Source organism: Mesorhizobium oxytropidicola (assembly GCF_056174625.1).
On the sequence record NZ_CM149692.1, the window covers coordinates 7,119,094 to 7,139,196 of the forward strand.

Annotated in this window: 15 protein-coding genes and 2 pseudogenes; 5 read left to right on the forward strand and 12 right to left on the reverse strand. The window is 63.8% G+C overall.

Going from position 1 to position 20,103, the window contains the following annotated elements:
• Positions 1-27 precede the first annotated feature (27 nt).
• Genes AC0V8S_RS35220 through AC0V8S_RS35235 form a run of 4 tightly spaced genes read left to right on the forward strand, consistent with a single transcriptional unit; the run spans position 28 to position 4,759 of the window.
• Entirely contained in the window at positions 28-165 is a 138-nt protein-coding gene (locus tag AC0V8S_RS35220) for a hypothetical protein (protein ID WP_475438771.1), read from the forward strand.
• On the forward strand, positions 162-3,089 hold the full coding sequence (locus AC0V8S_RS35225; RefSeq protein WP_475436244.1) for a molybdopterin oxidoreductase family protein: 2,928 nt from the start codon (positions 162-164) through the stop codon (positions 3,087-3,089). Before AC0V8S_RS35220 ends, AC0V8S_RS35225 begins: the two co-directional genes overlap by 4 nt.
• Complete coding sequence (locus AC0V8S_RS35230; protein ID WP_183456129.1) at positions 3,086-3,820, forward strand: 4Fe-4S dicluster domain-containing protein; 735 nt, start codon at positions 3,086-3,088, stop codon at positions 3,818-3,820. Before AC0V8S_RS35225 ends, AC0V8S_RS35230 begins: the two co-directional genes overlap by 4 nt.
• A gap of 3 nt (positions 3,821-3,823) precedes the next feature.
• The gene (locus AC0V8S_RS35235) at positions 3,824-4,759 is read left to right on the forward strand and encodes a dimethyl sulfoxide reductase anchor subunit family protein (protein ID WP_475436247.1); all 936 of its coding nucleotides are present in this window, start codon (positions 3,824-3,826) and stop codon (positions 4,757-4,759) included.
• 2 nt (positions 4,760-4,761) lie between these two features.
• On the opposite strand, the gene pdeM is transcribed toward AC0V8S_RS35235, so the two are convergent.
• The 5 genes and pseudogenes from pdeM to AC0V8S_RS35260 all read right to left on the reverse strand — a co-directional run bounded on the left by pdeM (position 4,762) and on the right by AC0V8S_RS35260 (position 10,932).
• Positions 4,762-5,478, reverse strand: coding sequence for a ligase-associated DNA damage response endonuclease PdeM (gene pdeM, locus AC0V8S_RS35240; RefSeq protein ID WP_475436249.1), 717 nt, complete (start codon positions 5,476-5,478; stop codon positions 4,762-4,764).
• Positions 5,479-5,481: 3 nt separating this feature from the next.
• Entirely contained in the window at positions 5,482-8,028 is a 2,547-nt protein-coding gene (locus AC0V8S_RS35245; protein ID WP_475438755.1) for a ligase-associated DNA damage response DEXH box helicase, read from the reverse strand.
• A 227-nt stretch (positions 8,029-8,255) separates the two neighbouring features.
• The gene (locus AC0V8S_RS35250) at positions 8,256-9,116 is read right to left on the reverse strand and encodes a C40 family peptidase (RefSeq protein ID WP_475436251.1); all 861 of its coding nucleotides are present in this window, start codon (positions 9,114-9,116) and stop codon (positions 8,256-8,258) included.
• A 27-nt stretch (positions 9,117-9,143) separates the two neighbouring features.
• On the reverse strand, positions 9,144-9,494 hold the full coding sequence (locus AC0V8S_RS35255) for a MarR family winged helix-turn-helix transcriptional regulator (RefSeq protein WP_010913361.1): 351 nt from the start codon (positions 9,492-9,494) through the stop codon (positions 9,144-9,146).
• A 72-nt stretch (positions 9,495-9,566) separates the two neighbouring features.
• A pseudogene (locus AC0V8S_RS35260) lies at positions 9,567-10,932 on the reverse strand (leucyl aminopeptidase family protein).
• A gap of 131 nt (positions 10,933-11,063) precedes the next feature.
• Here AC0V8S_RS35260 and AC0V8S_RS35265 point away from each other — a divergent pair.
• A complete protein-coding gene (locus AC0V8S_RS35265; RefSeq protein ID WP_475436254.1) occupies positions 11,064-11,885 on the forward strand; it encodes a tetratricopeptide repeat protein in 822 nt (273 codons plus the stop codon).
• 143 nt (positions 11,886-12,028) lie between these two features.
• Here the strand turns inward: AC0V8S_RS35265 and AC0V8S_RS35270 are convergent, their stop codons facing one another.
• The 7 genes and pseudogenes from AC0V8S_RS35270 to cpaB form a co-directional block, all read right to left on the reverse strand.
• A complete protein-coding gene (locus AC0V8S_RS35270) occupies positions 12,029-13,054 on the reverse strand; it encodes a type II secretion system F family protein (protein ID WP_183456121.1) in 1,026 nt (341 codons plus the stop codon).
• A 9-nt stretch (positions 13,055-13,063) separates the two neighbouring features.
• On the reverse strand, positions 13,064-14,077 hold the full coding sequence (locus AC0V8S_RS35275) for a type II secretion system F family protein (protein ID WP_183456119.1): 1,014 nt from the start codon (positions 14,075-14,077) through the stop codon (positions 13,064-13,066).
• 29 nt (positions 14,078-14,106) lie between these two features.
• Positions 14,107-15,612 carry a CpaF family protein gene (locus AC0V8S_RS35280; RefSeq protein ID WP_475436257.1) on the reverse strand — a complete coding sequence of 502 codons (1,506 nt, stop codon included), beginning with the start codon at positions 15,610-15,612 and terminating at the stop codon, positions 14,107-14,109.
• Between the two features lie 23 nt (positions 15,613-15,635).
• Positions 15,636-16,918 (reverse strand): annotated as a pseudogene (locus tag AC0V8S_RS35285) (CpaE/TadZ family protein).
• Between the two features lie 42 nt (positions 16,919-16,960).
• The gene (locus AC0V8S_RS35290; RefSeq protein ID WP_475436259.1) at positions 16,961-17,698 is read right to left on the reverse strand and encodes a CpaD family pilus assembly protein; all 738 of its coding nucleotides are present in this window, start codon (positions 17,696-17,698) and stop codon (positions 16,961-16,963) included.
• Between the two features lie 14 nt (positions 17,699-17,712).
• Positions 17,713-19,230, reverse strand: a complete 1,518-nt coding sequence (locus AC0V8S_RS35295) for a type II and III secretion system protein family protein (RefSeq protein WP_475436262.1) — start codon at positions 19,228-19,230, stop codon at positions 17,713-17,715.
• Positions 19,227-20,042, reverse strand: a complete 816-nt coding sequence (cpaB, locus tag AC0V8S_RS35300) for a Flp pilus assembly protein CpaB (protein WP_475436265.1) — start codon at positions 20,040-20,042, stop codon at positions 19,227-19,229. Before cpaB ends, AC0V8S_RS35295 begins: the two co-directional genes overlap by 4 nt.
• Positions 20,043-20,103: the final 61 nt, after the last annotated feature.

Below are 20,103 nucleotides of genomic sequence, written 5' to 3' on the forward strand. Positions count from 1 at the left end.
CATAAAATGATCGGGCGGTTCAGATCCATGCTTGCCCATTGGGCCCGTGGCATAAGGCGGCGGCTGGCTGGCGATCGCTATCACCCTGAAGAGCATTACATGCGCGGCCCCGGGCCGAAGACACGGGCCAAGTCCGCCGGCCGCGCCGGCACCACCGGCTCATGATCCACCCACCGCGCGGCGCGAATTCGGCACCATCGCAACGCCCGCTTGCCGACACGCGCGCGCCGGATGAAGGCGACGGCGTCGACACATCGCCAAGCGTTTCGGACAGCATCGCCAAGACGACCTGCTACATGTGCGCCTGCCGCTGCGGGATCGACGTGCACATCAAGGACGGCAAGGTCCGCTTCATCAACGGCAACAAGGACCACCCGGTCAATCGCGGCGTGATCTGCGGCAAGGGCAGTTCCGGCATCATGCAGCATTACAGCCCGGCCCGGCTGAAGAAGCCATTGCTGCGTACCGGCCCGCGCGGTTCGGGCGAGTTCCGCGAGATCGAGTGGGAAGAAGCGTTCGCGATCGCCACCGAACGGTTATCAGCCATCCGCCGGACCGATCCCAAGAAACTCGCCTTCTTTACCGGGCGCGACCAGTCGCAATCTCTCACCGGCTGGTGGGCGAGCCAGTTCGGCACGCCGAACTTCGCCGCCCATGGCGGCTTCTGTTCGGTCAACACGGCGGCCGGGGGCCTCTACACAATCGGCGGCTCGTTCTGGGAGTTCGGCGAGCCTGACTGGGACAACACAAGATATTTCATGCTGTTCGGCGTTGCCGAGGACCATGATTCCAACCCGATCAAGATCGGGCTGGGCAAGCTCAAGGCGCGCGGCGCCAAGGTGGTGTCGATCAATCCGTGCCGCACCGGCTACAATGCGATTGCCGACGACTGGATCGGCATCCGGCCCGGTACCGACGGCCTGTTCGTCTTCGCGCTCATTCACGAATTGCTGAAAGCCGGACGCGTCGATCTCGACTATTTGCTCCGCTACACCAACGCCCATATCCTCGTCGTGCAGGAGCCCGGCGCCTCCGACGATGGGCTGTTCGTCAGGGATGCCTATGCCAATCCGCTGGCCTGGGACAGGGTGGCGAAGACGTCCGTCAAGGCAGCCGACCCGGAGGCGAAGCCGGCGCTGACCGGCAGCTTTGAAGTCGCCGGCCGCCGTTGCACGCCGGTGTTCCAGCTGATCGCCGACCGCTACCTCGATGACAGCTATGCGCCGGCTGCGGTCGCGGAGCGCTGCGGCATTCCAGCCGATACGATCCGCCGGATTGCCGCGGAACTTGCCCATGTCGCCTTCGAACAGACGATCGAACTGCCTATCGCATGGACCGATTGGGCCGGGCGCCGGCACGAGACCATCAAGGGTCGGCCGGTTTCGATGCATGCCATGCGCGGCATCTCCGCCCACTCGAACGGTTTTCACACTTGCCGCGCCATCCACCTGCTGCAGGTGCTTCTGGGCACGGTGGATGCCCCCGGCGGCTTCCGTTTCAAGCCGCCCTATCCCCGGTCGGCGCCGCCGGGCCCGAAACCCGGGGGCAAGACGGTCAAGCCAATGACGCCGCTGGACGGCATCCCGCTCGGCTTTGTCTGTGGGCCGGACGATCTGCTGGTCGATGAAGACGGCACGCCAACCCGCATAGACAAGGCCTATTCCTGGGACGCGCCGCTCGCCGCGCATGGCCTGATGCACACCGTCATCCGCAACGCCTGGGCGGGCGATCCATACCCGATCGACACGCTGATGATGTACATGTCGAACATGGCGTGGAATTCCTCGATGAACACTGTCGAGACCATAGCCATGCTGACCGACAGCGATGAGGCGGGCAACTACAAGATCCCCTTCATCATCTATTCCGATGCGTACTATTCCGAGACCGTGCCGTTCGCCGACCTCGTGCTGCCGGATACCACCTATCTCGAACGGCACGATTGCATCAGCCTGCTCGACCGGCCCATCAGCCATGCCGACGGGCCGGGCGATGCCATCCGCCATCCCGTGGTCGAGCCGGACCGCGACGTCAGGCCGTTCCAGTCGGTGCTGATCGAGCTCGGCGCACGGCTTGGCCTGCCCGGTTTCGTCAAGGACGACGGATCGGCCAAATACGCCGACTATGCCGACTACATCGTCAATCATGAGCGTACGCCAGGCATTGGACCGCTCGCCGGCTGGCGGGGCAAGGACGGCACGTCGATCGGCAAGGGCGAGGCCAATGCGAACCAGTTGCAGCGCTACATCGACAATGGCAGCTTCTGGCATCACGACTTCGCCGAGGACCAGCGCTACTACAAGATGGCCAACCGCTCCTATCTCGATTTCGCGGTGCAGATGGGTTTTATCCCGAAAGCGGAGCCGATCGTCTTTCAGCTCTACTCCGAGCCGTTGCAGCGGTTTCGGCTGGCCGCGCGCGGCCGTGGCCGGGTGGTACCACCCGAGAGCGAGCGCCAGCGCATCGAGACCTACATGGACCCGCTGCCGTTCTGGTACGTGCCCTTCGAGGAAGCGGCTGTCGACCTGCATAAATACCCGCTGCACGCGCTGACGCAGCGGCCGATGCATATGTATCATTCCTGGGGGTCGCAGAATGCGTGGCTGCGGCAGATTACCAGCCAGAACAGGCTGTTCGTGCATCACCGCACCGGGATCAGCCTCGGTCTCGTCGACGACGACTGGGTGTGGATCGAAAGCATCAATGGCCGGGTGAAGGGGCAGATCAAGCTGGTCGACGGGGTGAACGAAAGTACGGTCTGGACCTGGAACGCTATCGGCAAGAGGCGCGGCAGCTGGGGGCTGAAGGACGATGCCGCCGAGAGCAATCGCGGCTTCCTGCTCAACCACATCATCGGCGATCAGACCTCGGCCGATGTGCAGGGCAAGCGCTATTCGAATTCCGACCCGGTCACGGGACAAGCGGCGTGGTTCGACCTGCGCGTGCGCATTGTCAAATGCGCTGATGAGGAAGCCGGCTTCACCGAGCCGCAATTCGAGCGTTTTCAGCAGCCGCCGCATTTCGAGCCCGCGCCCGACATCCTTCGCTTCGGCGCTGAATTCCGCATGAACAGGGAAGCCGCCGAATGACCTGCCTTCCCGCCCATACCGACAAGAAACTTGGTCTCGTCATCGATCTCGACACCTGCGTCGGCTGCCAGGCCTGCGTCACCGCCTGCAAGGAATGGAACACCGGCGGCCACATGGCGCCGCTGACCGACATCGACCCCTATGGCGGCCATGTCGACGGCGTCTGGTTCAACCGCGTGCACAGCTACGAACACACCACCGAGATGGGCGGGCGCACGGTGAACTTCCCGCGCTCCTGTCTGCATTGCGACACGCCGGCCTGCGTCACCGTCTGCCCGACCGGCGCGTCCTACAAGCGGGCCTCGGACGGCATCGTGCTGATCGACGAGGACAAGTGCATCGGCTGCAAATTGTGCAGCTGGGCCTGCCCCTATGGCGCGCGCGAATTCGACACCGATGTCGGCGTGATGAAGAAATGCACGCTGTGCGTCGACCGCATCTACAACGATAACCTGGCCGAGGAAGACCGGGTGCCGGCCTGCGTCGCCGCCTGCCCGACCAGCGCCCGGCATTTCGGCGATCTCGGCGATCCCCAGTCGGCCGTCTCGCAACTGGTGGCGGAGCGCGGCGGCGTCGACCTGATGCCGGAACTCGGCTATCACCCGACCAACAAATACCTGCCGCCGCGCGCCCACACGCAACGCGCCGCATCGGTGCCAGCAAAGGCGCTGGAGCCGGTGCGGGCCGAAGGCGGCTTCCTCGGCTGGGTCGATCGCATGCTTTCGAACTAGCCCATGCATCCAGCCTTCTCCGTCGTCTTCTTCACCACCGCCACGGGTGCAGGCTATGGCCTGCTGGCGCTGCTTGGCATTTTCGGTGGTTTCCAGATCATCCCCGCCGACTTCTGGCTGGGTATCGTCGGCCTGGGGCTGGCGCTCGGTTTGATCGCAGCGGGATTGTTGTCCTCGACCGGCCATCTCGGCAGGCCGGAGCGCGCCTGGCGGGCGTTCTCGCAGTGGCGCAGTTCATGGCTGTCGCGCGAAGGCTTGGCCTCGGTCATCACCTTCATCCCGGCCGGGCTGTTCGGCATCGGCTGGGTGTTCTTTGGCCGCAATGGCAGCTGGGTGGCCATTGCCGGATTGCTGGCCGCCATCGGTGCGATCGTCACGGTCTGCACCACCGGCATGATCTACGCCTCGCTGAAGCCGATCGCCCAGTGGCACAGCCGCTATACTTTGCCGGCTTATCTTATTTTCGCGACCATGACCGGCAGTGTTCTGTTGAACGCGCTGCTGCAAGGTTTTGGTGTCGCCTCGATGGCCGTATTGGCGTTCTCGCTGCTCGCCACCCTTGCCGGCTGGGGCTGGAAGCTCGCGACCTGGCGCTACAATGACCGGCTCGAGATTCCGACCACTGCCAACACCGCGACGGGGCTGGCCGGCGGCACTGTGCGGTCGCTGGAGTGGCCGCATACCGAGGAAAACTACCTGCTCAAGGAAATGGGCTTTCGCATCGCGCGCAAGCACAGTGCCAAGCTGCGCATGCTCACACAGGGATTGGCCTTCGCCCTGCCCGTCCTGCTGCTCGCTGCCACCTTTGCCCTGCCCTGGCCTTATTCGATGGTGCCGTCGGTGCTTGCCGCGATCGTCCAGTTCGCCGGGATGCTGGTCGAACGCTGGCTGTTCTTCGCCGAGGCGAAGCACACGGTGACCCTGTACTACGGACGTTGAGGTCAGCCCGGCCGCAGCATCGAGCGGGAGATGGCGAAGATGCGGTCGGCGCCAAGCATGTAGGCCATCAACGTTTCCAGCCGGAACAGCCCGGCATAGGCGCGATCGAGGACGTTGAGCGAACCGGTATAGGCGCCGAAGGCCGGCATAATCATCCGCCCGCCATCGCCCGCGAAGCAACGCCGGCGCACCGAACGGCCGCGCTGCACAATGCGCGCGCAGGGATGCAGATGGCCAGATATCTCGCCCTCGACACGCACTTTCGACGGCTCATGCCGGAATAGCAGTGGGCCGATGGCCAATTCCCGCACGGTTTCCCCGGGCAGATCCGCCGGCGCTTCCGGATCATGATTGCCGGCGACCCAGAACCAGTCGCGGCCCGCCATCAGCGCTTCCAGCCGCTCGCGAAAACTCGCGTGCATGCGCTCTGCGCCGCCGCCATCATGAAAAGAGTCGCCAAGGCTGATGACGATCGACGGCTGGTAGTCCGATATGACGGCCTGCAGTCTGAGCAACGTCGCGCCGGTGTCGTAGGGCGGGATCAGCGTGCCGCGCCGCGCCAGCGACGACCCTTTTTCCAGATGCAGATCGGAGACCGCCAACAGCCTGAGCTCAGGAAAAAAGAGCACGCCGCGCGGATCGCAGACCGCGCGCTCGCCGGCGATACCGACCAAATCGGCCTCGGCAATCAGCGATGCGCGTGTCAGCGAGAAATTCATCCTCTACCTTCGTTCCTCACCTCGGCCCATGGCCTCTTCGACCAGGTCGGCGGCTTCCATGAGCAGGGATTCATTGGCGCCGCCATTCACCGATTCCTTGCCGATCTCCAGCATGATCGGCACAGCCAGCGGCGAAATCTGCTCGAGATGCTTATGCATGATTCGACCGCGGACACGCGAGAGCATCTCGGCAAGTCTGCTGACATCGAGCAGCCCGGCCGACGCATCAGTGCGCGTCGCCTGCAGCAGGATGTGATCCGGTTCGTGGCTGCGCAGCACATCATAGATCAGGTCGGCCGAGACCGTCACCTGCCTGCCGCTCTTCTCCTGGCCCGGAAAGCGCTTCTCGATCAGCCCGGCGATGACAGCGCAGGTGCGGAAGGTGCGCTTCAGCATCCAGCTGTCATTCAGCCAGGCCTCGAGATCGTCGCCCAGCATGTCCTCGTCGAACAGGGCGGCCAGCGACGGCTTCCTGGCCTTGAACAGAGCGGCCATGTCGTCCAGCGCCCAGATGGCCAGCGAATAGTCGGTGGCGACAAAGCCGAGCGGCCTTGCGTTCGCCCGCTCGAGCCGCCGTGTCAGCAGCATGCCGAGCGTCTGGTGCGCCAGCCTGCCTTCAAAGGGATAGGCGACCATGTAGTGGCGGTTGCCGCGCGGAAAGGTCTCGACCAGAAGGTCGCCGCGCTTGGGCAGCACCGACTTTTCCTTCTGCAGCCGCAGCCAGTCGGCGACCTGTTCGGGCAGCGCCTGCCAGCGGTCGCTGTCGGCCAGCATGCCGCGCACCTGGTCGGCCAGATAGGTCGAGAGCGGAAACTTGCCGCCGGCATAGGACGGCACGATGATGTTGGCGCCGGCACCGTTGGAGACGACGCATTCGTTCTCGCGGATGCCTTCGAAGCGCAGCACCTTGCCGGCGAACAGGAAATTGTCGCCGGGGCGCAGCGTTTCGGCGAAATACTCCTCGATCTTGCCCAGCACCGGCCCGCCGCGCCCGGCCATGCCGCGGCCCTGCCTGACATAGCGGACATTGAGCTCCGGCATCTCGACGATGGTGCCGACGTTCAGGCGGTATTGCTGCGCGATGCGCGGATTTGAGACGCGCCACAGGCCGTCCTTGGTCTTGCGGATACGCGCGTAACGCTCGTAGTTCTTCAGCGCATAGCCACCGGTGGCGACGAAATCTACGACGCGGTCGAACGTCTCGCGCGCCAGCGCGGCATAGGGGGCGGCACCGCGCACCTCTTCGAACAGATGGTCGGCGTCGAAGGGTGCGCCGCAGGCGACGCCGAGCACATGCTGCGACAGCACGTCGAGAGCGCCGGTGATCAAAGGCGGCGTGTCCTGCGCGCCGAGATAGTCGGCATCGAGCGCTGCCCGGCATTCCAGCACCTCGAAACGGTTGGCCGGGATGAGGATCGCCTTGGACGGCTCGTCCATGCGGTGGTTGGCGCGGCCGATGCGCTGCGCCAGCCGGCTGGCGCCCTTTGGCGCGCCGACATGCACGACCAGGTCGACATCGCCCCAGTCAATGCCGAGATCGAGCGTCGACGTCGCGACAATGGCGCGCAGCGCGTTCTCGCCCATCGCCTTTTCGACCCGCCGGCGTTGGCCGACATCGAGCGAGCCGTGATGCAAGGCGATCGGCAGCGAATCCTCGTTCGCCCGCCACAATTCCTGGAACAGCAGTTCCGCCTGGCTGCGGGTGTTGACGAACAGCAGCGTCATCCGATGCCGCTTGATCGCCTCGTAGATTTCGGGAATGGCGTAGCGAGCGGAATGGCCGGACCACGGAACGCGTTCGCGCGAATCGAGGATCGAAATGTCAGGTTTTGCCCCGCCCGCAACGGTGATCAGCCCAGCCATCGCGGGCCCCTTGGAGCCTGGGGGCGGATTCTGGCTGACCAGCCAGCGCCGCAATTCGTCCGGCTCGGCCACTGTCGCCGACAGGCCGATCGTTTGCAGGTCGGGCACGTAATTGCGCAGCCGCGCCAGCCCGAGCGCCAAGAGATGGCCGCGTTTCGACGTCACCAGCGAATGCAGCTCGTCGAGCACGACATAGCGCAGATCCTCGAAGAAGCGCCTAGCGTCGGGGGCGGCGATCAGCAGCGCCAGTTGCTCAGGCGTGGTGAGCAGGATGTCGGGCGGAACCAGTTTCTGCCGCTGGCGCTTGTGGGAAGGCGTGTCGCCCGTGCGCGTCTCGATGGTGACGGGCAGTCCGATCTCCTCCACCGGCTTGCCGAGATTGCGCTCGATGTCGACGGCCAGCGCCTTGAGCGGCGAGATGTAGAGCGTGTGGATGCCACGATGCGCCTGGCCGGGTTTGCGCCTTGGCCTGACGGCGAGTTCGGTCAGTGAGGGCAGGAAGCCGGCCAGCGTCTTGCCGGCTCCGGTCGGCGCGATCAGCAATACCGATTGCCCGCTTTGAGCCTTCGCCAGCAATTCGATCTGATGGGCGCGCGGCGACCAGCCCTTTTCCCCGAACCATCTGAGGAATGGCTCGGGCAGGGCAATGGCGGCATTCTGCTCGGCAAGGCGCGGCTCAACTGTCACCCGCCAGAGGTAGCGCGGGTACACGCGAACGCCAAGCAAAATCGGAACAAAAGGGGATCGTAGCGCCTTCTTCCCTTCTCCCGTTGTGGGAGAAGGTGGATCGGCGCGCAGCGCCGAGACGGTTGAGGGGTGTTCCAGCGGAGTGAGACGCTGGCGTTCCCTGGAACACCCCTCATCCTCACCTTCGGCGACACCCTTCTCCCACAAGGGGAGAAGGAAGAACTGCACTAGGGCCTTCTAACCCCTGTCGGCCCGCCATAGAGATAACCTATCCGGGCGATGGCGTCCTTCAGCCCTTCGCGCGAGACCAGCATGGTGTGGCCATTGGCGTGGATCATGGTGTCGGCGTCGGTCATGACGGCGACATGGCCCTTCCAGAAGACGAGGTCGCCCCGCCGCAGTCCGGCATAATCCGGGCCAGGCTCAAGGGGCTCGCCGATGCTTGCCGCCTGCATGTCGGAATCGCGCAGTACGTCCCTGCCGGCCATGTGCATCGCCAGTTGCACGAGGCCCGAACAGTCGATGCCGAAGCCGGAAGCGCCGCCCCACAGATACGGTGTGCCAAGAAACGTCTCGGCAACCGCGACATAGTCGGCGGCAACTTCGCCGATTGGCCTGAGGTGGCCAGCGATGATCGCTTCGCCTGAGGGCAGGACGGCATAGTGCGTGCCGCGCGTCTCGGCGGCGCCCGTCACCGTCACGGCCGATCCCATCGACAGCTGTGCCGCGATCGGAAAGCGCAGGTCGGGTCCGGGATAGAGGAAGGTGCGGGGGACGGAGACGATATGGGTGGGCGCATGGTCGCGTCCGCCCAGCATGGTGTCGGCGACATAGCCGACATAGCCGTCGCGTTCGGCTTGGATCCAGGCCCAGCCTTCGGCGACCTCGAAAACGAGGACATCATCGCCGAACAGGAGCTGCGTGTTGACGCCGGCGTCAGGCCGCGGTCCCTTACGCACATCGGCCAAGGGAGCGGTGATCCGCGCCGGACGGCCGCTGACAAAGCGGTCGGCGGTAACTTCGCCTTTCAGCCTCGCGTCGGCAAGGTCGGAACGGAAGGCGTGGAGGCGTGCATCCCTGGCGGTCAAATCAGTAATCCGGTCAAATGCTAGTGGTCAGATGGGCAGTTCATGGGCCCTGGCGATGATACCATCGCCGAAGCGCTCGACAAAGAGCGCGCCCTCGACCGTGCGCTTGATCAGCACATTGCGCTTGTCGAGTTCGTCGCGATGGCGCGACACCAGTTTCAGTGCGCCCATCGTGTCGAGCGCGCGGGTGATGACCGGCTTGGTGACGTTGAGGCGGGCGGCGAGCCCGCGCACGGTGTGCGGCGGCGGATCGAGATAGATGGTGAACAGGATCGCCGTCTGGCGCATCGTCAGGTCGGGCGCGTCGTCGCGCACCTGCGACAGCATCACTTGCTGCCACAGTCGCAAGGCCTGGCTCGGGCGCATCGCAATCGACATCGCGCCAGAATGACGGCAAATTGTTTCGGTTCCGTTTCAGTCTCAGCAATTTGCCGGCTCTGTTGACCGACTTCAGCCGAAACGCCTGGAAATGATCCGTTCCAGAGCCCGAATCCCTTGCGCCTCGCCGCCAGCGGGGCCGTGCGGACGATCGGCGGGGTTCCAGGCGAAGATGTCGAAATGCGCCCAGCCCGTCGTCTTCTCGACAAAGCGCTTGAGGAACAGCGCCGCGGTGATCGAACCGGCGAAACCGTCCGTGGTGACATTGTTGATATCGGCGATCTTTGACGACAGTTTCGCATCGTAAGGCCGCCAAAGCGGCATGCGCCACAGTGGATCCTCGACCGCCAGCGATGACGCCGCCAGCTCAGAAGCCAGCGCCTCGTCACCGGTGTAGAACGGCGGCAGATCGGGGCCAAGCGCGACACGGGCGGCTCCGGTCAGCGTCGCCATGTCGACCAGCAGCTGCGGCTCCTCGTCGTCGGCCAGCGCCAGCGCATCGCCGAGCACGAGCCTGCCTTCGGCGTCCGTGTTGCCGATCTCGACCGTGATGCCCTTGCGGCTTGTCAGCACGTCACCGGGCCGAAAAGCATTGCCGGCGATCGAATTCTCGACCGCGGGGGATCAGCACGCGCAACCGCACGTTCAGCCCGGCAGCCATGATCATCGAGGCCAAGCCAAGCACATTGGCCGCGCCGCCCATGTCCTTCTTCATCAACAGCATGCCGGATGAGGGCTTGATGTCGAGACCGCCGGTGTCGAAGCAGACGCCCTTGCCGACCAGCGTCACCTTCGGCGCGTCCTCTCGCCCCCAAATCATATCGATCAGCCGCGGCGCGCCGACAGATGCCCGGCCGACGGCGTGGATCATCGGGAAATTCCGCGTCAGCAGCTCGTCGCCCTTGATGACGGAGACTTCGGCCCTGTGCGCCGCGGCCAGGGTGCGCACCGCCTTCTCCAGATCATCCGGTCCCATATCGCTGGTCGGTGTGTTGACCAGATCACGGGCCAGGAAGACGCCCTCGGCGACGCGGCGAACGCGCGACGCGTCGACACCGGCCGGCAGGTCAAAGCGCAGCGCCTTGCCTGACTTCTTGCCGTAACGGGTAAAGATATAGGCGCCGAGCGCAATCGCGATTGCCGCGAGTTCCGGCTCGGCCGGCGTCGAGGCGAAATGCCAGTCGCCTTCCGGCAGGGCTTTCGACAGTGCGCCGAGCGCGAGCGCGCCCTCACCGTCGCCAAGACCGAACAGTGCGCCAGCAAGCGCGCCGCTTTCGCCGGGCACGGCCAGCGTCCTGCCTGCCTCGCCGGAAAACCCGTTGGCCTTGGCCCATGCGATGGTCGATGGCGCAAGGCCGGCGGCCTCCAGTCCGTCACGGGGCACCAGATGCACCGGCAGTGCACCTTGCAATTTCGTCTCGACGAGTTCGACAGGCATTCGATGTTCTCCTGCCGACCCGGGCCCCGAGTCGGCGTTTCTTAACTCTCCGTTAGGGTTAACAGAATATTTCTGCGGGAGGGAAGATGGCCACGCAATGGCCGCGCGTATGAATGGAGGCCTAGGGTGTCATGCCGACCAACCGCACAGTGAATGCCAGGGGAAAACGGCTCGTCACCACGGCCCTCATGCTGGCGCTCGCGGCGGGTGTCGGCGGGTGCGGAACCAGCAGGATGACCACGGGCTCGATCGGCCGCAGCGGCGGCAAGCCGCTGGAGACGATGTCGGCGGGAGAAGTGCACAATGCCACCGCCGCCCTTGGCCAGTCCTACGCCAAGAACCCCAACGACAAGCGTATAGCGACCAACTTCGCGGCCGCGCTGCAGATGGACGGCGATGCCGACCAGTCGCTTGCCGTGATGCGCAAGCTGGCGATCGCCTACCCCAAGGACCGTGACGTGCTCGCCGCCTATGGCAAGGCGCTGGCCGCCAATGGCCAGTTCGAGGCCGCGCTCGATGCCGTACGCCGCGCCCAGACGCCGGAATATCCCGACTGGAAGCTGGTGTCGGCGGAAGCCGCCATCCTTGATCAGATCGGCCAGAAGGACGAGGCGCGCCAGCTCTACCGCAAGGCCCTCGAACTCAAGCCGAATGAACCTTCGGTTCTCTCCAATCTCGGCATGTCCTATGTGCTGGAAGGGGATCTGCGCACCGCCGAAACCTATATGCGTTCGGCCGCGCAGCAGCCCGGCGCCGACAGCCGTGTACGCCAGAATCTGGCGCTGGTCGTCGGCCTGCAGGGCCGCTTCGACGAGGCCGAGAAGATCGCCTCGCAGGAACTCTCGCCCGAACAGGCACAGGCCAATGTCGCCTATCTCAGGCAGATGCTGGCCCAGCAGAATGCCTGGAGCCAGCTCAAGGATCAGGACAAGTCGAAGCCGGCAACCAACTGACGCAGCGATTTCGCCAACAGAGCAATTCCAGGAAAAGTGTGTAACGGTTTTCCGTCCGGAATTGCGCCAAGACAAAACCCAGACGTTGAAAGCCGCGCTGCATGCAGCGCGGCTTTCGTATTTGCGCAAGGATTGCCGTGCCTTTACTGGGTGGCTGACGCTGCCGCCCCGGAATGATCGCCGAAGATGCCGCGCTGGCTGACCTGGATGCCGGCGGGGCCGAGGATGATGGCGAAAAGCACCGGCAGGAAGAACAGGATCATCGGCACGGTGAGCTTGGGCGGCAAGGCGGCGGCCTTCTTCTCGGCGGCGTTCATGCGCATGTCACGGCTTTCGGCGGCAAGCACGCGTAGCGCGTGCGCCACCGGCGTACCGTAGCGCTCGGCCTGGACGAGCGCCTGCGACACCGATTTGACCGATTCCAGGCCGGTACGGCTCGCTAGATTCTCATAGGCTTGCTTGCGCTCCTGCAGATAGGAGAGCTCGGCATTGGTCAGGATGAATTCTTCCGCCAGAGCTACCGACTGCGCGCCGATCTCATCGGCGACCTTGCGCAGCGCCGCCTCCACCGACATGCCTGATTCCACGCAGATCAGCATCAGGTCGAGGGCATCCGGCCAGGCCATCTGGATCGACTGCTTGCGCTTGGTGGCGCGGTTGTTGACATAGAGGACCGGCGTGTAGAATCCGCCATAGGCAACGAGGACGCAGACGAACAGCCGGACCACCAATGGTTTGTCCGGCAATCCTCCGAGCACGAACATGTAGACCAGAGCCAGCGCGAAGCCGACAAAAGGCAGCACGAGGCGGAAGAAGAGAAAACGCGTCAGCGGGTTCTGTCCCCGGAAGCCGGCCACCTTGAGCTTCTGCAAGGTGTTCTCGTCGGCCAGCGCGCGCCGCAGGTCGAGCCGGTCGACGATGTTGCGCATGCCTTCCGACTGTTGCTCGCGCAGGCCCTTGCGGCGGCGATCGGCCTCGCTGGCCAGCCGCGCGCGCTGCTTGGCGCGAAGCTCATCGCGCTCCAGCGCGACCGACTTCATGCGAGCCTTGAGCTGGTTGCCGCCAAGCGCCGGCAGCAGCGTGAAGACGGTCGCGAACACGGCGATGGCCACCAACAGCGCGATCAGGAGGCTGGGATCCGTCAGTGACTTGATGACTTGTTCGCTCATGTCACGGCCCTAGACATCAAAGTTCATCATCTTGCGCATTACGAAGATGCCAATCGACATCCAGATGGCGGAAACGCCGAGGATCAGATTGCCGACACTGGTGTTGAACAGCGGCATCAGGTAGAGCGGGCTCGAAAGGTAGACCAGGAAGGCGACGATGAAGGGCAGCGCGCCGATGATGGCGGCCGACGCCTTCGCCTCCATGGACAGCGCCTGAACCTTGGCTTTCATCTTCTTACGGTCACGAAGCACGCGCGAAAGATTGCCCAGCGCCTCGGACAGATTGCCGCCGGCCTGCGACTGGATCTGGATGACGATGCCGAAGAAACTTGCCTCGGTGCACGGCATGGTTTCGGGCATGCGCAAGGTCGCATCGGGGATCGACAGTCCCATCTGCTGCGAATCGACGATGCGTCGGAACTCGGCCTTCACCGGCTCGGGGGATTCGTTGGCAATCAGGCGTATGGCGTCGTTCAGCGGCAGGCCGGACTTGACCGCGCGCACGATAATGTCGAGGGCGTTTGGAAATTCGTTGAGGAATGCCTTGACCCGGCGCGCGCGGCGAAACGAGACGAACCAGCGCGGCAGGCCGAGTGCGCCAGCCAACAGCACACCGGGCAAAACAAGCATCGGCGCGCCGGCCATGAAGGCGACCACCACCAGCGCGAGGCCGCATATGGCCGAGTAGATGTAGAAACGTTCGACCGAAACCTTCATGCCGGCCTGGCGAAGCTGGGCCTTCAGCGGCGGCTTCTTGACGGCGTTGTCCTTGGTTTTCTGCTTCTCGTCGAGTTCCTTCAGCGAATCCTGCACCGATTTGCGGCGCTTGGCCGCGTCCGCCGCGCGGTCGCGCGTGGCCTTGACGATGGAGCGATCCGTCTCGGCGGCCTTGATCGTCTCAAGCCGCTTGCCGGCCTGTTTCTCATTGCTGATCTGCTTGGCCAAGAATGCATAGGCGACCGCGCCGGCGCTGAAACCGGCGAGCACGACAAACGCCAATACGGTGCCGTCAATTCCAAACATCGACCAGAACCTTCACACCTGCGGATACCTCAGTCAGCACGTTTCTCCATCGCCTCGAGCGCGGTGGCAAGGCGCTGTTCCTCGCCATAGTAACGAGCCCGATCCCAGAAATGCGGGCGGCCGATGCCGGTCGAGACGTGCTCGCCCAGCAGCCTGCCGTTGGCGTCCTCGCCCTTGATGTTGTAGAGGACGATATCCTGGGTGATGATGACGTCGCCTTCCATCCCGATGACCTCGGTGATGTGGGTGATGCGGCGCGATCCGTCGCGCAGACGCGCCGCCTGGATGATCACGTCGATGGAGCCGACGACGATTTCGCGCACGGTTTTCTGCGGCAGCGAATAACCGCCCATGGCGATCATGGATTCGATACGGTTCAGGCATTCGCGCGGACTGTTCGAGTGGATCGTTCCCATCGAGCCGTCATGGCCGGTGTTCATCGCCTGCAGAAGATCGAACACTTCGGGTCCGCGCACTTCGCCGACGATGATGCGCTCGGGCCGCATGCGCAGGCAGTTCTTGACCAGGTCGCGCATCGTCACTTCGCCTTCGCCTTCGAGGTTGGGCGGGCGGGTTTCCAGACGCACGACATGCGGCTGCTGCAGTTGCAGTTCGGCCGAGTCCTCGCAGGTGATGACGCGCTCGTCGCGGTCGATGTAGTTGGTCAGGCAGTTGAGCAGTGTCGTCTTGCCCGAGCCGGTGCCGCCCGAAATGACGATGTTGCAGCGGACACGGCCGATGATCTTGAGCACTTCGGCGCCCTGCGGCGAGATGGCGCCGAACTTGACCAGTTGATCGAGCGTCAGCTTGTCCTTCTTGAATTTGCGGATGGTGAGCGCGGTGCCGTCGATGGCGAGCGGCGGTGCGATGACGTTGACGCGGGAGCCGTCGGGAAGGCGGGCGTCGCAGATCGGGCTGGATTCATCGACACGGCGGCCGACCTGGCTGACGATGCGCTGGCAGATGTTGAGCAGCTGCTGGTTGTCACGAAAGCGGATGCTGGTCTGCTCGACCTTGCCGTTGACTTCGATGTAGACGTTCTTGGAGCCGTTGACCATGATGTCGGCGATGTCGTCGCGGGCGAGCAATGGCTCGAGCGGTCCGTAGCCAAGCACGTCGTTGCAGATATCCTCGAGCAGTTCCTCCTGCTCGGCGATGGACATCGCGAAATTCTTGATCGCGATGATGTCGTTGACGATGTCGCGAATTTCCTCGCGCGCGGTTTCGGGGTCGAGCTTGGCGAGCTGCGACAGGTCTATCGTGTCGATGAGCGCGGAGAAAACCTGGCTCTTGGTGTCATAGTAGGTTTCGCTCTTTTCGCGGCCCCGCTTCGCCTCCGGCGCAATGGGCGGCGCCTCGACCGCGCGGCGGGCCGGCGGCGCGACAGGTGCGCTTGGCAGCGGCGGTGCCGCGGGCCGGGCAAGAACCGCCGTATCCGCCGGACCCGCGGGCGGCGGGGCGGCCGGCGCCGGTGCTGGCTGGCGGAATTCCGGCGTGAACCGGTTGCCGTCGTCGTTGCCTCTTTTACCGAACATGATCGACTACCGGTTCCAAAGCGTCACTTCTTGTTGCGCGAGAGCTTGCCGAGCAGGCTGCCCAGGCCAGCCTTCTTTTCGTCCGGATTTCGCTTCGCCCGGTCAGCACATGAGCAATCTCATTGATCGTGGCCACAACCGGGTTCTTGGCATCCATCTCGCCGAGCATACGCCCGTTGTTGGCGGCATTGCCGAACAGCAACGGATCAAAGCCGATGACCGACATCGGCGTCAGGCCGAGCGGCTCGGCGAAATCGGACGGCGAAATTTCCGGCCGCTTGGGGACGCCGGCCTGGTTGATGATCAGCTTCGGCGGCGGGTCGTTGGGGCGAAGCCGCTTGAACATGTCGACCAGGTTCTTTGTGTTGCGCAGATTAGCCAGTTCCGGCGTCGCCGTGATGACGATCTCGTCGGCCTTGACCAGCGTGTTCTTGGCCCAGCCCGTCCAGACATGGGGAACGTCCAGCACCAGAAGCGGCACGCTGCGCTGCGCGGTATCGACAAGTTGCGCAAAGGCTTCGGGATCGAAGTCGTAGACGCGCTCCAGCGTCGAGGGCGCCGCGAGCAACGACAGGTGCTCGGCGCACTGGGTCAGCAGCCGGTCGAGATAGACTTCGTCGACGCGTTCAGGCGAGAACACCGCTTCAGCGATACCCTGTGCCGGGTCCTGGTCGAAATTGATGTTGGCCGTGCCGAAGGCGAGGTCGAGGTCGGCAACAACAACCTCGGACTTGAACAGGGAGGACATTGCCCAGGCGACATTGTGGGCGATGGTGGATGAGCCGACGCCACCCTTGGCGCCGATAAAGGCGACCGAACGGCCGAGCGGTTCGGCCTCCGGATCGACGAAAATCGACGACACGACACTGACGATGTCGGCCATCGACACCGGCGCGATGACATATTCCGAGATGCCGGAGCGGATGAGTTCGCGGTAGAGACCGACGTCATTATAGTGGCCGATCACCACCACTTTCGAGGATGGATCGCAGTACTCCGAGAGCTGAGCGAGCTGCTCCAGCAATTGCTTGGGTTCGCTGCGCGACTCCAGCAGGATCAGGTTCGGCGTCGGCGCCGACTGATAGAACTCGATTGCGGTGGGAACGCCGCCCATATGGACCTTGAGATGCGCCTTGGTCATGCGGCGGTCCTCGCCGGCGCGCTCGACTGGATTGGCAACGCCCTCGGTCTCGCAGAATGCCTGGATCGAGATGCGCGGAACCGGCCGCAACGCCTGCATCGCGGCGATGTCCTGCGGTGATGTATCACCGCCGTCCACGGTGGCGTCATAGGCGAGGTTGCTCATGGTCATGCTCTTTCCGTGGCTTCTCTTTCCTCGAGGCTCGGCTCAGTACGTCACTTCCGAATTGCCGAGGAATTCATCCGAAATACCCCGGCTGCGGTAGACATCGATCACCGCGCCGCGATTTTCCGCGTCGATGGTGGTCTGCTTGCGCGGCCCGAGCAGGTCGGACGGGTTCGCAACCTGGGCGGCGAGATTGTTCTGATAGGAGCAGCCGAAATCGGCATAGTGCTTGTTCTCCGACGTATCGACCAGATCGTCGGGCCAGCGGCCGCATTTGTCGGTCTGGGCTCTCACCGCGATAAAGGAGACGCGAACCGGCGCCGATGTCTCGCTCGATCCAGCCTGATAGGAGACCACGACGATGCGGTTGCGCTTGACGCCGGCGGCGACCGCGAGCCTGGCGAAATCACGGCCAGCCGCCGACGCCGCGACCTCATTGGCCGATCCGCTCGGGATCTGGATGGTCAATGTCGGCGCGGCACTCTTGTCATAGCCGTCGAGGAACCCGAGCAGCGTGTCGCGCTGCGAGCCGGTCATGCCGCGGTCGCCGGCGCCGACAGCCAGGTCGATCTTCTGGTTCTTCTCGGCGATGACGATCGGATGGTTGGTGCGATAGTCGTCCGGGATGGCGCCGACGGTGATGCTGTCGCGCTGGGCGCAACCAGCCAGCAAGGCCGTCACCGCCACCGCCATGACCGGCAGCGCCCGCAGGCCGACCCACGAACGGCTGGTGCGCATCGTCGGGGCGATGGTCCTTGTCTTCAACGCTGACTGAAACATGTCCGCTTCCTCATTCACTTGTAGATGAAGCCGACAACGCCGTGATACCGGCCGTTGGGCTTGTCGGTCTGCATGGTGCCGTAGACGCGATTGACCTTGCCTAGGAACATGCCGGCGCCGTCGCTCGGAGGATTGAAATTGTCGTCCGGCTTGGCGAGATCGTTGCGAGCCACCGGCTTCACCAGATAAGGCGTAATGATGATCACCAGCTCGGTCTCGTTGCGCACGAAGTCTCTGCTGCGGAAAAGCGCGCCGAGTACGGGAATCTTCGTCAATCCAGGCAAGCCAGTGACGGCTTGCCTGACATCGTCGCGAACCAGGCCTGCGATCATCATGGAACCGCCCGAGGGCAGTTCGACGGTCGTATCGGCAAGACGCTTGCGCAGTGATAGGGCATTCATGCCGATACTCTTATTGTCCGTAGATGACGACACGGACCCCTCGATTGTCGGTTCGGAAACCGAGGTTCTGACCTTCAGGCTTATGCGACCGGGCGACAGAACCACCGGCTGGAATTCCAGGCCGATGCCGTACTCGATCTTGTCGACTGTATAGGTCTTCAGACCAGTCTGATTGTCGGTGGATACGTTGGCGCTGACCCCGCTCACCATATTGTATTCGCCGCCGACCTTGAAGGTCGCCTTCTCCCCGGACACGGCAGTCAACGTCGGCTCGGCCAAGGTCTTCATCACCCCCGACTGCTCCATGGCGTTGATATAGGCCTGCAGCGCCGAGCTGCCGATGCTTAAGCCCGCGTTCGACAGCGGCTTGCCAAGACCAGTGAAAGGGTCACTGAGTGCGCCGTAGCTAATGCCGTTGCTGCCGCCGCTGCCAACCATGTTGACACCAAGCTGTTTCATCACCGACCGGCTGACTTCGGCGACCGTCACTTTCAGCGTGACCTGGTCGTCACCGATGATCTGCAGGAGATTGACGATCTTCGAGACGCGTCGTTCCTGGTCGGGGTTGTTGATGTCGACGCCGTTCGAGGCCGAGCCGCCGGCAGCGGTCTGCGAATACTGACCCGTCGTCGCTTCACCGCCCGAGACGAAGATCGTCGCCAGGTCAACCGCTCGTTTGGCGTCCAGCGGCGTATCGACCGTCCCGGTCAAGACGACGTTGTCGTTCAGCAGTTCCACCTTGACGGCCGAGGTCGGAAGGAAGCGCTTGATGTAGTCCTCCAGGCCGGCGACGTCGCGTTCGACGGCCAGATCCAGGCTGGCGATCTGCTCGCCGTTCGGACCGAAGACGAAGATGTTGGTCTCGCCGACCGCCTTGCCGAACAGGTAGATACGCCTTGCGGTGCGGGTCACCGCATCGGCAACGGTCGGGTTGGCGACAAGAATGTCGTAGGCATCGCTCGGCAAGTCTATGACCACCGATTTGTTGAGGCCAAGCTTGACGCGCTGGTTGGCGGTCGTGGCCGTCACCTGCGTGCTCTTCGCCTCGACAACGCCCTGCACATTCGTTCCGACGAGCAGCAGGCCGAATGCCGCGGCTATGATTGCCGGCAGTTTACCGCTTAGCCTCATTTCCTTGCCCCTACTTCGGAAACTTCACCCGACTTGATCAGTCTCACCGTTCCCTTGCGGCCATTGCCGGAAACGAGATAGTCGGCCTCGTCCACATTCTTTTCCTGGGTGTCCGTGATCGCCCGCAGCGCCAGGGTCAGGCGATCGGCCATCTGCTGGGCGACGGTGATGATCTCCGCCTGTTTGGGCGTGAGCTCCAGCGTGGCGGTCTGGCCCACCCTGGTCTTCTTGCCCTCCTCGTCCTCCTGGATCGTCTGGTCGATTGCCAGGACGCGGATGTTCTTGAGGATGGTTTCGGTGTTGAAACCGGTGCCGCCGCTGCTGGCATCGGCCCTTCGCGTCATGATGACGTCGACGAAGTCGTTTGGAAGGATGAAGCCGCCGGCCGAAGTGTCGGCTGATATGGTTGTGGCGACCGCGCGCATCCCGGAAGGCAGGATGGACGACATGAAGCTCTGCCCCTCGCCGATCAGCTTGGAACGCCGCACCGGCTCGCCCGCATACATCGGCACACGGGCAATCGACCCTTTCAATTTCTCCAGTGCGTCGGGAGCGTTGACCTTGGTGATGAAATTCGCATTGACGCCGTCGGCCGGCCAGGATTGCCAGGAGATGTTGTTCTGGAGCGCGTTGCCCATCGCGACATCGCCCGAGAGCACAAGCACGTCCTGCAGGGGTACGGCGGGAGCCTGGGGGCCGGAATCGACAACGATCTGCGGCGGCGGGGCGGCGACCATGTTTTTTGCGACATAGCCAGCGCCACCCGCCGCGGCCACCGCCACGCTCAGAATAATAAGTCGGGATGCTGGCATCTGTCCGAACCCTCGCCCTTGGCAAACCACGTAGCCAAGCCGGACTTTGCAGCGGCAATCG